This is a genomic window from Streptomyces sp. NPDC029292 (assembly GCF_055569295.1).
In genome coordinates this window covers 127,345-140,928 of record NZ_JBVHXR010000008.1, presented here as the reverse complement: position 1 = coordinate 140,928, position 13,584 = coordinate 127,345, and the positions used below count along the sequence as shown (strand labels likewise).

Below are 13,584 nucleotides of genomic sequence, written 5' to 3'. Positions count from 1 at the left end.
CGAAAAGAGTCCGGAAAGAAACCGCCGGGCGGTTCCACCCCCCACGGGAGAACCGCCCGGCGGTGCCGGGGTGACCGGGGCCTAGCGCACGTCGTAGGCCCGGGTCACGGTCTGGACGACCGAGTTGCCGAAGCTGTCGGTCAGTTCGGCCCTGAGTGTGACCTGCTTTCCTGAGGCTTCGCTGTGATTCACGGTCGCCGTCCACCGGCCGTCCCGCTGCGCGGTCTCGGCCTGCGTCCAGGTCTCTCCGCCGTCGTACGAGTACGCCAGCTTCACCGAGGTCAGCGCACCGGGCGTGTACCCCGCGTGGCCGGTCGCGGTCAGCGAGATCCGCTGGCCGTCGCGCGCCGCCAGCGTCTTGAGACCGTCCTCGGGGAGCTCGTAACGCGGGAAGAGCAGCGGGATTCCCTGTGAGTACGCGTCCTCGTCGAGATGCGAGCGGAAGGACCAGGTGGTGACCGTCCGCGGGGATCGGTTCCAGACCCGCGAGCCGATCTTCATCGTGGTGAGGGTGAGTTGGTACGAGGAGTCGTCGGCCGGGACCTCGAACACTCCGGAGGGGAAGGGGCTGTCGCCGATGGTCTCCCCGTCGCGCTTCAGCTCCATGGAGCCGATGTCCCCGAAACTCCCCTGCACGCCCTGGTGTTGGGCGTCGCCCCAGAACCCGGGAGCGACCCCGATCAGATTGCCCTGCCGCTCGGCGGCGAGCGCCTGCTCACCCGAGGAGTCGAGGGGCGCCACCGGCGAGAGCACTCCCCCGTACCACTCCTCGGTCCGCCGCTCCCCCTTCTCGTACGTACGCACCGGGTCGATCATGAACTCGCCCCACGGGAAGCTGCTGGACACCTCGTGCTCCCAGCCGGTCGTGCCCGCCGAGTAGTACTCGGTGCGCTGGAATGGCGCGGGCACGGTCTCCAAGTCGCCGAAGTAGCCGGTGAGTCCGCTCGGGCGGGTGACGGCGGGCAGGTCGATGTAGTCGGTGGCGGTGCCCATGGCGCGGTAGGTGGCGCTGGTGGCCGCCAGGTCACGGTCATGGACGCGGTAGGTCCGGTCGTCGTGGATCTGGCCCGTCTCCGGGAAGGCCAGGTTGTAGACGTACGGACTCTTGGCGGTGGCCTTCCAGCGCAGGGTCACGTCGCCGGCGGCGAGCAGGGCTGTCGCTTCCTCGGTCGGGATGGCGAGGACGGGCAGCGGTCCGCCGGTGAATCCGGTGGCCGGGTACCAGCGGCCGGGTGCCTCGCGGTAGGCGAGGACCGCGAGCGCGCCCGCCGTCTTCGCCGCCGCCGCGACGGCCGACGCGCTGCCGCTGTCCGGCAGCTTGACGAGGGCGATCTTCCCCTTGGCGCCCGCCAGGTCCTCCGCCGTGCCCGACTTGGCGTCGACGAGCTGCGCCTGTCCGGTCCCGTCGAGGTTGGCGGAAGTGGTGGAGCCGGTCACGGGATGCAGCAACTTCCCGCCCACGACGGCGAGTTCGGAGATCTGCGGAGCGACTGCCCGCCAGAAGCTGTCGAACTCGAAGGTGCCGTCGCTCGCCCGGCCGCTGACGGAGGCGTAGTAACCGCGCAGGGCACGTCCGCCCGCCGCGGTCCCCGCGTGCAGCCAGGTGTCGCCCCAGGAGCGGGCGAACCCGAGGGTGGCTCCCCGGAGTTCGGAGGCCTTGTCCGTCTTGACGCTCAGCTTGTGCGCCGTGCGGGCGTCGAGGACGACGGTGGTGTCCTTGCGGATGTCGAGCTGCGGACGGGCCATGTACGAGAGGGAGTTGAGCAGCGTGCCCTCCCTCTCGGGGGTCGCGATGAAGCTGGAGAGGAAGTAGCTGCCGGGGCGTATCTCGTACGTCTGGTCGCTCGCGCCCTCGTTGAAGCGCCGTTCGCCGCTCGCGTCGTCCGTGCCGATCAGGTCCAGGGACGAGGCCCCGTTCGCGGGCTTGCCCAGTCGGTCGACGAGCTTGACGCGCAGGGTGACGGTCTCCGGCTGGACGTAGAGGGAGAAGGGGGTCGAGACGGTGACGCCGTCGGCGGTGGCGAGGACCCGGCCGGTGATATCGCCGTACTGGGCGCTGGTCAGCGACGCGTCCGGGTCCAGCGTCATCGGGACCTTGACGGTGGCGCCCGCGGGGACGGCGACGGAGCGCGCGCCGAGCCGGGCGATCGAGGAGCGTACGGCGGAGCCGTCGTTGCCGGTGACACCGCTCAGGTCAAGCTTCAACTGCACTGACGTGTCGGTCGTGTTCGTGTACGGCACGTCGACCGTCGTACGGTCGCCGGCGTCCTGCGGCCAGTTGAAGGTGCCGCCCTGCACGGCGGGCGCGCCGAGCACGGTCTGGTCGATCGCGGCCTTCACGTCCAGGCGTCCGCCGCCGGTCTCGCGTACGTCGCCGGGTATGTCCGCGTCGGCGGAGGAGACGAGGGCCGCCTTGATCTGCTGGGCGTTCCAGCCGGGGTGGCGCTCCTTGACGATGGCGGCGGCGCCCGCGACGTGCGGGGTCGCCATCGACGTACCGCTCATGGACTGGTAGGCGTAGACGCCGCGGCCGCCCGCGTTGGCGGCCGAGATGCCCACGCCCGGCGCGGTGATCTCCGGCTTGAGGGTGTGCGAGCCGTAGGCCGGGCCGCGGCTGGAGAAGGACGCCGTGGAGTCGTCGCGGTCGACGGCGCCGACGGTGAGGACGCTGGGCGCACAACCCGGCGATGAGACGGTGTTGTTGGCGGGCCCGGTGTTGCCGGCCGCGATGACGAAGAGGGTGTTCTTGGCCGACTGGGCGAGTTCCTCGGTGGCCTGGGCCATCGGGTCGGTGCAGTCGGTCCGGGCCGGGTTGCCGAGGCTCATCGACACGACGTCGGCGCCCTGGTCGACCGCCCACTGCATGCCGGCGATGATCCACGAGGTCTCACCGGAGCCGTAGTCATTGAGGACCTTGCCGTTGAGCAGGTCGGCTCCGGGGGCGACGCCCTTCTTCTTGCCGCCGCTCGCCGCGCCCGTGCCGCCGACCGTGGACGTGGTGTGGGTGCCGTGGCCCTGGTGGTCGCTCGCGTCCTCGGAGTCGGTGAAGTTCTTGGACGCGGCGATCCGGCCCTTGAGGTCGGGGTGGTCCGAGTCGACTCCGGTGTCCAGGACGGCGACCTTGGTGCCCTTGCCGTCGTAGCCCGCGGCCCAGGCCTCGGGGGCGTGCACCTGCTTCGTGGAGCGGTCGAGGGTGGCCTGCACCTTCTCGTCGAGCCACAGCTTCTTCAGGTCACCGGCCGCCCGCGTACGGGAGTTGGTGACGTCGGCCCAGAACTCGGCGGCCTTCTTCTTGTCGGCCTTGAGCGCGACACCGTCGATCGGGTCGAGGACGAGACCGCGCTCCGCGCCGCGCGGGGTGACCGGGGCGCTCCGCGCGACCGACGTGTCGTACGTGGCGATGAGCGGCAACGTCGCGCTGTGCGCGTCGTCGTAGCCCTGCCGGACCAGACCGGTGACGTTGAAGAGTTCCTCGTCGACGCGGCCCGCCGCGATGGCCGCCACGGCGCCCTCGGGGTAGACGTACAGGTCCTTGCCGGACTGCCGGGTCTGGGTGAAGGGAGTGGTGCCGTCCGCACCGGGCAGGGCGGTCGCCCCGTCCTTCGTCACCAGGACGCGGTCGCCCGTGACAAGTGTGACGACGGCGCCCGAGGCGGTGGCCTCGCTACCGGTCAGTGGCCTCTTCGTGTCCTGTGCGGCCCCTGCGGGCACGTTCGTGTTCTGCACGGCCCCCGCGGGCACGTTCGTGGCGTGCGCGGCCCCTGCGGGCACGGCGGTCGTGACGGCCAGGACGGCGGCGGTCGCCGCGCCCAGAGCCGTACGCACTGTCGCTTTCCCCAAAATCCCACTCCCCAAGATCGCTCCACCCGTGTCCGCACGAGCCGGTGAGGCCCTGTCCGCACGAGCCCGTGAGGCTCGCATCCGCGCAGGCCGAGCAGGCCCAAGCAGGGCATTACGGGCGGTGGTTGATGCTGCGGTGGCGTGAGCTTGTCAGAGAGCCGGGTGGTGCGGCGATGATGTGCCGAGGCGGGTTTGCGCCGTGGCCGTTTTCCGCCACGGACGCCACCCACCGGCCGGAACGGATCCTTGGGGAGGGACGTCGCCGCATGCTGGGAGCGATAGGCCTGGACGACACGCACGAGTCGGCGTACCGGGCACTGGTGTCCGTGGGCGCCGCCGACGTGCCCGATCTCGCGCGGCGGCTCACGCTCGGCGAGTACGACACGGAGCGCGCGCTGCGCCGCCTGGAGCGGCACGGTCTCGCCGCCCAGTCGTCGGCCCGGCCCGGCCGCTGGGTCGCGGCGCCGCCCGGGGTCGCCCTCGGCGCACTCCTCACCCAGCAGCGGCACGAGCTGGAGAAGGCGGAGCTGGCGGCCGCGCTGCTCGCCGAGGAGTACCGGGCGCAGGCCGCAGAGCCCGCCGTGCACGACCTGGTCGAGGTGGTGATCGGCGCGGCGGCGGTCTCCCAGCGGTTCCTGCAGCTCCAGCTCGGCGCGAGCGAGGAGGTATGCGCGCTGGTCACCGGGAACCCGGTCGTGGTGTCCGGGATGGACAACGACGCGGAGGAGCAGGCAGCGGGGCGCGGCGTCGGCTACCGGGTGGTGGTCGAGCGGGCGGTCCTCGACCTGCCCAACGGGATCACCGAGCTGTCGGCCGCGCTGAGCCGGGACGAGCAGGTGCGGGTCGTGGACCAGGTGCCGACCAAGCTGGTGATCGCCGACCGGGCGCTCGCGATGGTGCCGCTCACCGCGCACAGCGCGGAGCCCGCCGCGCTGGTCGTGCACGCGAGCGGGTTGCTGGAACTGCTGTCGGGCCTGTTCGAGTCGGTGTGGCGGGAGGCGCTGCCGCTACGGCTCGGCAGCCGGGGCGTGACGGAGCAGGAGCAGGACGGCCCGGACGGCACCGACCTGGAGATCCTGTCGCTGCTGCTCGCCGGGCTGACCGACGCGAGCGTCGCCAAGCAGCTGGATCTGGGGCTGCGGACCGTGCAGCGCCGGGTCAAGCGGCTGATGGAGCTGACGGGCGTGACGACACGGCTCCAGCTGGGCTGGCACGCGTACGAGCGGGGCTGGGTGGCGCGGGACTGACCTGCGCTTTCCCGCCCGCTCCGGCACCCTGGGCAGATGGGAGTGTGGGAACTCCTGCTGGTCGGCGTGGTGATCCTGCTCGGCCTGTCCGGAGTACTGGTGCCCGGCGTCCCGGGGTCGTGGCTCGTCTGGGCCGCGGTCCTGTGGTGGGCGCTGAGCGACCCGCAGGCGCTCTCCTGGGCCGTCCTCGTGGGCGCGACCGTGGTCCTGCTGCTGTCCCAGGCGGTCCGCTGGATGCTGCCTCCCCGACGACTGCGCGCCGGCGGGGCCACCACCCGAATGGCGGTGTACGCCGGGGCCGGGGCGCTCCTCGGCTTCGTTCTGGTGCCGGTGCTCGGCGCGATACCCGGCTTCCTCGGCGGGATCTACCTCTCCGAACGGCTGCGGCTCGGGGGACACGGGCACGCGGTGGCCGCCGTGCGGACCGCGATGCGGTCGGGCGGGTGGAGCGTGCTCACGGAGCTGTTCGCCTGTCTGCTGATCATGGGGGCGTGGCTGGGTGCGGTGATCTGGCGCTGAGGCCTCCCGTCCAGTGAGACGGCCGTCATTCACGTACGCATCAACACATCGGATCTCTCCCCGACCATTGACCACTCACCGCACCATCCCTAGGTTGCGATCTGGGATAGCTCCGATGAATCACCGTGCGTACGTTGCCGTATGAGCCGCCAGGAGGCGCGATGCCCAGCCCGTCAAGACGTACCGTGCTCGCCACCGGATCCGCCCTGGGAGGGGCGCTGCTCGCCGGGGGCCTGCCCACGCAGGCCGGGGCGGCGGGCCGGGAGGCCGCGCCCCCGGCCGATCCCTGGAAGGCGGTCCTCGACGACGCCGACCTGCTCTGGCAGCGGATGCCGAAGACCTGGTACGAGGGCCCGTACCTCGGCAACGGCTTCCTCGGCTCCGGGATCTACGCGGAGCCCGGAGCCGAGACGCGCGCCGTGCGCTTCAACGTGCAGCACTCCGAGGTGCAGGACCACCGCCCCGAGTTCGGCTCGCTCTTCGGGCTCGCCCGCCTGCCCATCGGGTACTTCACGCTGGAGCCGGTGGGCACGATCACGGGACTGGACTGGCGGCTCGGGCTGCGCGACGCCGAGCTGAGCGGCACGCTCACCACGGACCGGGGCACGCTCACGCTGCGCGCCCTGGTGCATACCTCCCGCTCGGTCCTCGCCGTGGAGGTGACACCGAGCGAGGGCGAACGCGACTTCCGGTGGGTGTTCCATCCGGCGGACGCGATCAGCCCGCGCGCCGCGTTCAAGCCGCTGCCGGACGGCTACCAGGGCAACCCGCCCGCTGAGGTCGGCGAGCACGACGGCACCTGGGCCGCCGTACAGCCGCTGCTGTCGGGCGGGCAGCACGTGACCGCGTGGCGGGAGCGGACACGGGGCACGACGCGGACGCTGTACGCACACGTGGCGCACTCGTACCCGAAGGCCACGGCCCTCGACCGCGCGCTGAAGGCTGTCCTGGACGCCGCCCAACTCCCGTACTCCGCACTGGCCGTGGCGCATCGCGCCTGGTGGCAGGCCTACTACCGCAAGAGCTTCCTCTCCCTCCCCGACGCGCGCATCCAGCGCTTCTACTGGATCCAGCTCTACAAGACGGCGTCCGCCGCCCGGCGCGACGCGCCCGTGATGGCGACGAGCGGGCCCTGGCTGGAGTCCACGCCGTGGCCGAACACATGGTGGAACCTCAACGTGCAGCTGGAGTACTGGCTGATCCACGGCGCGAACCACCTCGAACTCGACGCGGTGACCAGGGCTTTGAGCGAGTTCCGGGACAACCTCTCCAAAGAGGTCGCCACCCAGTACCGCGGCGACTCGCTCGGCATCCCGCGCACCACGGACCCGCAGCTGGTCAACGGCGCGGCGGGCACCCTCACCGGCTACGGCGTCGGCATCCCGGGCCAGGACCCGCCGACTCCCGAGGTCGGCAACCTCACGTGGGCCCTGCACAACGTCTGGCTCAGCTACCGCCACACCATGGAGGAGTCGATCCTCCGGGACGTCCTGTTCCCCCTGCTCCGCAAGGCGATCAACTACTACCTGCACTTCCTGGAGCCGGGCACCGACGGCAGGCTGCACCTTCCCGCCACCTTCTCCCCCGAGTACGGCGGCAACTCGCGCGACTGCAACTACGACCTGATGCTGCTGACATGGGGCTGCCGCACCCTTCTGGAGTCGGCCGAACTCCTCGGCATCGACGACGAGTTGGCGCCACGCTGGCGCGAGGTGCTCGCCAGGCGGGTGGCGTATCCGACCGACGCCAACGGTTTCATGATCGGCGCGGACATCCCCTTCGCGAAGTCGCACCGCCACTACTCACACCTGCTCGCCGTGTACCCGCTGTACGAGCTGACCGGCCGCACCTCCGACGAACGGGCCCTGATCGAGACGTCGTTGGCGCACTGGGTCGGCTTCGAGGGCGCGCTCCAGGGCTACACCTTCACCGGCGCCGCGTCGATGTCCGCGCTGCTCGGCAAGGGCGAGGACGCACTGAAGTATCTCGGCGAGCTGATGACCCGCTTCATCCAGGCCAACACCATGTACAAGGAGTCGGGCCCGGTCATCGAGACCCCGCTCTCGGCCGCCCAGTCCCTGCACGACATGGTCTGCCAGTCGTGGGGCGGCACCATCCGGGTCTTCCCGGCCCTGCCCGCGGCCTGGGCGGACCTGGTGATCCACAACTTCCGTACGCAGGGCGCCTTTCTGCTGAGCGCGGTACGCGAGGGCGGGGCGACCCGCTGGGTCCGGCTGGTCAGCGAGGCGGGCGCCCCCTGCGTCGTACGGCATGGCATCGCGGGCGCGATCGAGGTACGGGACGGACGGGGACGGCCGCTGCTGTACGAGGAGGTGGGCGACGGCGCGGTCCAAGTGGCCCTGCGCAAGGGCGAGTCGGCGCTGATCACGGCGAAGGGTGACCGGCCGGACCTCACCGTCGCGCCGGTCGCGCCGAACGAGGCAGCACCAAGGTGGGGACTGCCGGGGGCGGCCTGATCCAAAGACAGGCCCTTCCAAAGCCAGACGCTAGGGAGCGAGGGCGGTCAGGTCGATCGTGTCGGCCATCGCCCTCATGCCCGCGTCGTTGAAGTGGAGGTGGTCGCCCGGGTCGTAGGCGGGCAGGATCCGGTTCGGGTGGGACGGGTCGCGGACGGCGGCGTCGAAGTCCGCGACCGCGTCGAACAGCCCGCCTGCGCGGATGGCCGCGTTGACCGCTCGGCGCACCTCCTCGCGCTTCTCCGTGTACGCGCTGTGGCCGCCGTACGGGGTGATCGTGGCGCCGATGACGCGAAGGCCATGGGCGTGGGCGCGGCGCACGATGCGCCGGTAGGCGTCCTCCAAGGCGCGGGGGTTCGTCTGTTCCGGCGTGCCCTTGATGTCGTTGATGCCCTCCAGGAAGATCACCGCGCGTACGCCGGTGCGGGAGAGGACGTCGGCGTCGAGCCGGGACAGGGCGCTGGGGCCGCGGCCGTCGAACAGGACGCGGTTTCCGGCGATCCCCGCGTTGAGGACGCCGGCTCTGCGGTGCGGCGGGAGGTGCCGCAGGCGGTCGGCGAGCCGGTCGGGCCAGCGGTGGTTGGCGCCGAACGTCGAGCCGGAGCCATCGGTGATGGAGTCGCCGAGCGCGACCACGCTGCCCGCCTCGGACGGGCCGAGCACGTCGACTCCGGTCACGTAGTACCAGTTGCCGAGGGCGGCGGTGTAGGCGGCGCCGCTCTCGTCGGCGGTCCGATTGCCCCCGCGGGCCAGGAAGTTGGCCTGGAGGGCGGAGCGGTGGTACGTCGCCGGCCCCGAGTCGGCGGGGGTGTGGACCGAGATCAGGAGGTTGGCGTCGGCGGGGACCGGGAGGGCGACGGGGTCGGTGACCACGTCTCTGCCCACGGGGATCGTCACCGATCGGGCGCCGGCGAAGGTGGCGGTGCGCAGGGATCCCGGGACGGCGTCCGGGCTCCCGGGCGCGCCCGGACGCTGCAACGCGACGGTGACGGCAGCGAGTTGGAGCGGTGCCGTGCCGAGCCGGTTGGAAATCCGGACACGGGCGGCGGTGCCGCCGACGCTGGTGTGCACGACGTTGCGGATCGAGGCGCCGGGCAGTGCGGGGGCGGTGCCGGAGGCGGCGGCTTCCCAGGTGCCGGTCCAGGTCCGGCGGGGCGTGCGATGGGCGGCGGGAGCGGGCCCCGCGTCGGCGCTCACGGCCGGCGGGGCGAGCGTCAGGGCTGTCACCAGGGTGGCGAGGAGGTGCCGGACCTTGATCGCGCGGGTCATGGGGGCATGGTTTCCCTGGCCATCGGCCCCCTCAACGCACTGTCACACCATTGGCCGCACCCGTAGTACGTCCCTCATACATCCCTGGTCCTAGGGCCACGACCCGATGCGCGGCCCGCACGCGCGTGTTTGGCTGCTGTCATGACCCAATTCAGCGAGGCAGAGCGCGCGTACCTCACATCGCAGCCGCTGGGGAGGCTGGCCAGCGTCGACGCCCACGGGCAGCCGCAGGCGAACCCGGTCGGGTTCTTCCCGCAGGACGACGGGACGATCCTGATCGGCGGCTACGCCATGGGGACCACCAAGAAGTGGCGCAACCTGCAGAAGAACCCGAAGGTCGCCCTGGTCGTCGACGACATCGTCAGCTTCCAGCCGTGGAAGGTACGCGGCATCGACATCCGCGGCGAGGCCGAACTCCTCACCGGGCCACACGAGTTGGGGCCGCACTTCAGCGAGGAGCTGATCCGGATCCACCCGAAGCGGATCCACAGCTGGGGGCTGGAGGACTGAGGCACCTCGCCGATCAACACCCGTGAAGACAGGGGACATTGAAGATCGCGCGCCCTGGACGGCTTGGTAAGGTCACCGACCATGACCGCCGCCGAGCCCACCATCCTGGCCACCTCGGGTGGTCACCGCCTCGGAGACCGCACCAGGCTGACCTTCGACGCCCTCGTGCATCACGCGGTCGAGCTGTCGGGCGTCCGGGGGCGCCGGCCCCGTGTCATGTACGTCGGGACGGCGATCGGTGACGCCGAGCACTTCACCACCCGTATGAGCGAGGCCGCGCGCGTGGCGGGCTTCGACCTGACCCCGCTCCACCTCTTCCCGATGCCCAACCTCGAGGACATCGAGGGATCGGTGCTCGAACAGGACGTCGTGTGGGTCATGGGCGGTTCGGCCGCGAACCTGCTCGCCGTGTGGCGCGTGCACGGGCTCGACGCGATCTTCCGGCGCGCCTGGGAAGCCGGGGTCGTCCTCAGCGGGGTGAGCGCCGGGTCGATCTGCTGGTTCCAGGGCGGCACCACCGACTCCTTCGGACCCGAACTGCGCCCGCTCACCGACGGACTCGGCTATCTGCCCTACGGCAACGGCGTCCACTACGACAGTGACCAGGGCCGCCGCCCGCTGGTGCACCGGCTCGTCGCCGACGGCACGTTGCCCGTCACCCACTGCACCGACGACGGAGTGGGTCTGGTCTACCGCGGCACCCGACTCGTGGAGGCCGTCACCGAGATACCCGGGAAGGGCGCGTACGTCGTCCGCCGCGCGGGCGACTCGGCCGTCGAGGAGCGCGTCGAGCCACGCCTGTTGCCGCCGCCGCGGGACTAGGAACCTTCCGGGCTCCCGGGGGGCCTTTGGAGAATTTGTCCCAACTCCTTTGCAACCCTGAGGTGTTGCACGGCGTAGGAACGCCACGGCCGCCAGGCGTCCGGTACGTCCTCGTCGGGCGGGGCCACGTCGGGATCGCCCAGGGCGCGGGTGCGGATGACGGCGGCGGTCCGCTCGTCCATGCCCGCCAGTGTCAGCAGCGTCTCCTGCGCGTCGTCACGGTCGGCGCCCGCGTCCAGCCGCAGAGCACCGTCGGCGAGGGCGGCCGTCAGGGCACCGAGGGTGCCGTCCGGTTCGGCCTCCGCGAGGACGGCCGGTTCCGGGAACACATGGGTGAGCGTGGAGCACGGGGCGTCCAGCGCCTTCCCGTACCGCCGCACCAGCCGCTCGGCCTCCGCCGCCCCCACAAGCGCGCGCACGGCCAGCTCGTCCGGATCGGCGGCACCCGGCGACCGCAGCCCCGGACGTGCCGCCACCAGGGGCCCCAGCATCGGGTCGGCTCCCAGCCGCTCGTCCACGGCGTACGGATCGGCGTCGAGGTCGAACAGCCGCCGCAGCCGCTGGACGGCGGTGGTGAGATCGCGGAGGTCGGTGAGGTGGAGGCGGGCGTCGAGCCAGCCGCCGGGGTGGGCGGCGTCGGTGGGTGCGGGACGGCCCGTGCCCCCGTCCGCACGCTCGTCCACCGCGACGATTCCGGTGCCGTACGGAAGGCGGAGGGTGCGCCGGTAGGTACGGCGGCCGCGGGCGCCGCCGACCTCCTCGATCCCGGCGACAGCCTCGGCGGCGAGGAGGTCGAAGACGGCGGTGGACTGGTACGGCCCCCGGTAGGCCAGGCGCAGCGGGATACCGGCGGTCGGGGTGGCCGTGCGCCGGGCTGGGGTGCCGGTGCGCGGGGCGGCCGCGCGCAGCTCGCTGGGCGTCGACGCGTAGACCGCGCGGATCGTGTCGTTGAACTGCCGCACACTGGCGAACCCGGCCGCGAACGCGATCTCCGTGATCGGGAGGCCGGTGGTCTGGAGCAGCACCCGCGCGGTGTGGGCGCGCTGGGCGCGGGCCAGGGCGACGGGGCCCGCGCCGACCTCCGCGGTGAGCTGGCGCTGCACCTGGCGGGTGCTGTACCCGAGCCGCGTCGCGAGACCTCCGACGCCCTCGCGGTCGACGACGCCGTCCCCGATCATGCGCATGGCCCGGCCCACCACATCGGCCCGTACGTTCCACTCCGCGGACCCCGGTACGGCGTCCGGGCGGCATCTGCGGCAGGCCCGGAAGCCCGAGCCCTGCGCGGCGGCCGCGGTCGCGTAGTACCGGACGTTCTGCCGCTTCGGCGTCACCGCCGGGCAGCTCGGCCGACAGTAGATCCCCGTCGTCTCCACAGCGAAGAAGAACTCCCCGTCGAACCGGGCGTCCCGGCTCCGCACCGCCTCGTATCCGGTCTCCTCGTCAATCACCCTTCCAGTGTGCGGTGCCGCTCGCCGCGGGGCTGGCGGAAAACGGACATGGCGTTGAAGGCAAACGCCGGAGGGGCTGAAATGTTTTAGCCCCTCCGGCGTTTGAGGACGAGGCCGTTCAGGCCGACAGCGGGGGTCTGGGGGCGGCAGCCCCCGGGGACGATGGGGTCCCCCCCGCTCGAGCGAAGCCGAGAGTGGGGGAGGGTAGGGGCGGCGGGGGCGAAAACCCTACTGCCAACGCCCCCGCTTCGCCTCCATCGCCGCCTTCCCCTCCGCCCCCTTCCGCTTCCAGCCCCGCAGGATCTCGGCCCGCAGCCGCGCGTCCGTCTTGGCGACGATGCGCTCGTTCTCGCGGAGGAGCTTGCGGTAGCTGTCGAGGCGGCGTTCCGGCAGGGTGCCGGAGTCGACGGCGGCAAGGACGGCGCACCCGGGCTCGACAACGTGGGCGCAGTCCTGGAATCGGCACCCCGCGGCGAGTTCCTCGATCTCGGAGAAGACCTGGCCGACACCGCTCTCGGCGTCCCAGAGGCCGACGCCCCGCAGCCCCGGGGTGTCGATGAGGACACCTCCACCCGGCAGGACGAGGAGGTTGCGGGTCGTCGTGGTGTGGCGGCCCTTGCCGTCCACGTCACGAGCGGCCTGCACCTCCATGACGTCCTCGCCGAGGAGCGCGTTGGCGAGGGTCGACTTGCCCGCGCCGGACTGCCCGAGCAGGACGCTCGTCCCACCGGAGAGAACGGCCTCCAGCACATCGAGGCCCTCTCCGCTGGTGGAGCTGACCGGCAGCACCGGCACGCCCGGCGCCGCCGTCTCCACGTCCTGGACGAGATGCCCGAGCGTCGCCGCGTCGGGCACCAGGTCGGCCTTGCTCAGCACGACCACGGGCTGTGCGCCGGACTCCCAGGCCAGGGCCAGGAAGCGTTCGATGCGACCGAGGTCGAGTTCCATGGCGAGTGACACGGCCACGACCGCGTAGTCGACGTTGGCGGCGAGGATCTGCCCCTCGGAGCGCTTGGAGGAGGTGGAGCGTACGAAGGCGGTACGGCGCGGCAGATACGTCCGTACGTAGCGCGGGTTGCCCGCGGGTTCGACGGCGACCCAGTCACCGGTGCACACGACCCGCATCGGATCGTGCGGCGTGACGAACGCGGTGTCCGCGCGCATCACCCCGTCGGCGGTGACCACGTCGCACTGACCGCGGTCGACCCGGATCACTCGTCCGGCGATCAGCCCTTCGGAGTCGTACGGGGCGAACTCGTCCGCCCATGCGTCGTCCCAGCCATAGGGAGCGAGCGCGGAAAAGACAGAAGAGGCAGAGCTGGAAGTCAAGGGAGACCCTTCACAAGGGCGGCCCCGGCACGCGCTCAGGCGCGAAGGAAGAGGAAGGTCAGCCGGCGGCCACGGAGGTGGACTTGATGAACTTCGGGATGCGGGCAGCGCCCATCACAGAGA

9 protein-coding genes are annotated in these 13,584 nt (G+C 71.7%); 5 read left to right on the top strand and 4 right to left on the bottom strand.

Going from position 1 to position 13,584, the window contains the following annotated elements:
- Positions 1–81: 81 nt before the first annotated feature.
- The gene (locus ACZ4WS_RS19390; protein ID WP_467981904.1) at positions 82–3,825 is read right to left on the bottom strand and encodes a S8 family peptidase; all 3,744 of its coding nucleotides are present in this window, start codon (positions 3,823–3,825) and stop codon (positions 82–84) included.
- A 281-nt stretch (positions 3,826–4,106) separates the two neighbouring features.
- Here ACZ4WS_RS19390 and ACZ4WS_RS19385 point away from each other — a divergent pair, with 281 nt between their 5' ends.
- From ACZ4WS_RS19385 to ACZ4WS_RS19375, 3 genes are all read left to right on the top strand, one after another.
- Complete coding sequence (locus ACZ4WS_RS19385; RefSeq protein ID WP_467981902.1) at positions 4,107–5,087, top strand: winged helix-turn-helix transcriptional regulator; 981 nt, start codon at positions 4,107–4,109, stop codon at positions 5,085–5,087.
- A 36-nt stretch (positions 5,088–5,123) separates the two neighbouring features.
- A complete protein-coding gene (locus ACZ4WS_RS19380) occupies positions 5,124–5,606 on the top strand; it encodes a DUF456 domain-containing protein (protein ID WP_467981901.1) in 483 nt (160 codons plus the stop codon).
- 161 nt (positions 5,607–5,767) lie between these two features.
- Positions 5,768–8,083, top strand: a complete 2,316-nt coding sequence (locus ACZ4WS_RS19375) for a glycosyl hydrolase family 95 catalytic domain-containing protein (RefSeq protein ID WP_467981898.1) — start codon at positions 5,768–5,770, stop codon at positions 8,081–8,083.
- A gap of 30 nt (positions 8,084–8,113) precedes the next feature.
- On the opposite strand, the gene ACZ4WS_RS19370 is transcribed toward ACZ4WS_RS19375, so the two are convergent.
- Positions 8,114–9,352, bottom strand: a complete 1,239-nt coding sequence (locus ACZ4WS_RS19370) for an SGNH/GDSL hydrolase family protein (protein ID WP_467981896.1) — start codon at positions 9,350–9,352, stop codon at positions 8,114–8,116.
- Between the two features lie 141 nt (positions 9,353–9,493).
- On the opposite strand from ACZ4WS_RS19370, the gene ACZ4WS_RS19365 reads away from it, so the two are divergent.
- Together ACZ4WS_RS19365 and ACZ4WS_RS19360 are read left to right on the top strand one after the other, a co-directional pair.
- A complete protein-coding gene (locus tag ACZ4WS_RS19365) occupies positions 9,494–9,862 on the top strand; it encodes a PPOX class F420-dependent oxidoreductase (protein WP_467981893.1) in 369 nt (122 codons plus the stop codon).
- 81 nt (positions 9,863–9,943) lie between these two features.
- A complete protein-coding gene (locus ACZ4WS_RS19360; protein WP_467981891.1) occupies positions 9,944–10,684 on the top strand; it encodes a Type 1 glutamine amidotransferase-like domain-containing protein in 741 nt (246 codons plus the stop codon).
- Here ACZ4WS_RS19360 and ACZ4WS_RS19355 read toward each other — a convergent pair.
- On the bottom strand, positions 10,681–12,129 hold the full coding sequence (locus tag ACZ4WS_RS19355; protein WP_467982246.1) for a DNA-3-methyladenine glycosylase 2 family protein: 1,449 nt from the start codon (positions 12,127–12,129) through the stop codon (positions 10,681–10,683). The two genes, ACZ4WS_RS19360 and ACZ4WS_RS19355, sit on opposite strands and share 4 nt — an antisense overlap.
- Before the next feature lie 231 nt (positions 12,130–12,360).
- Complete coding sequence (gene rsgA, locus ACZ4WS_RS19350) at positions 12,361–13,461, bottom strand: ribosome small subunit-dependent GTPase A (RefSeq protein ID WP_467981890.1); 1,101 nt, start codon at positions 13,459–13,461, stop codon at positions 12,361–12,363.
- Between the last annotated feature and the right edge of the window lie 123 nt (positions 13,462–13,584).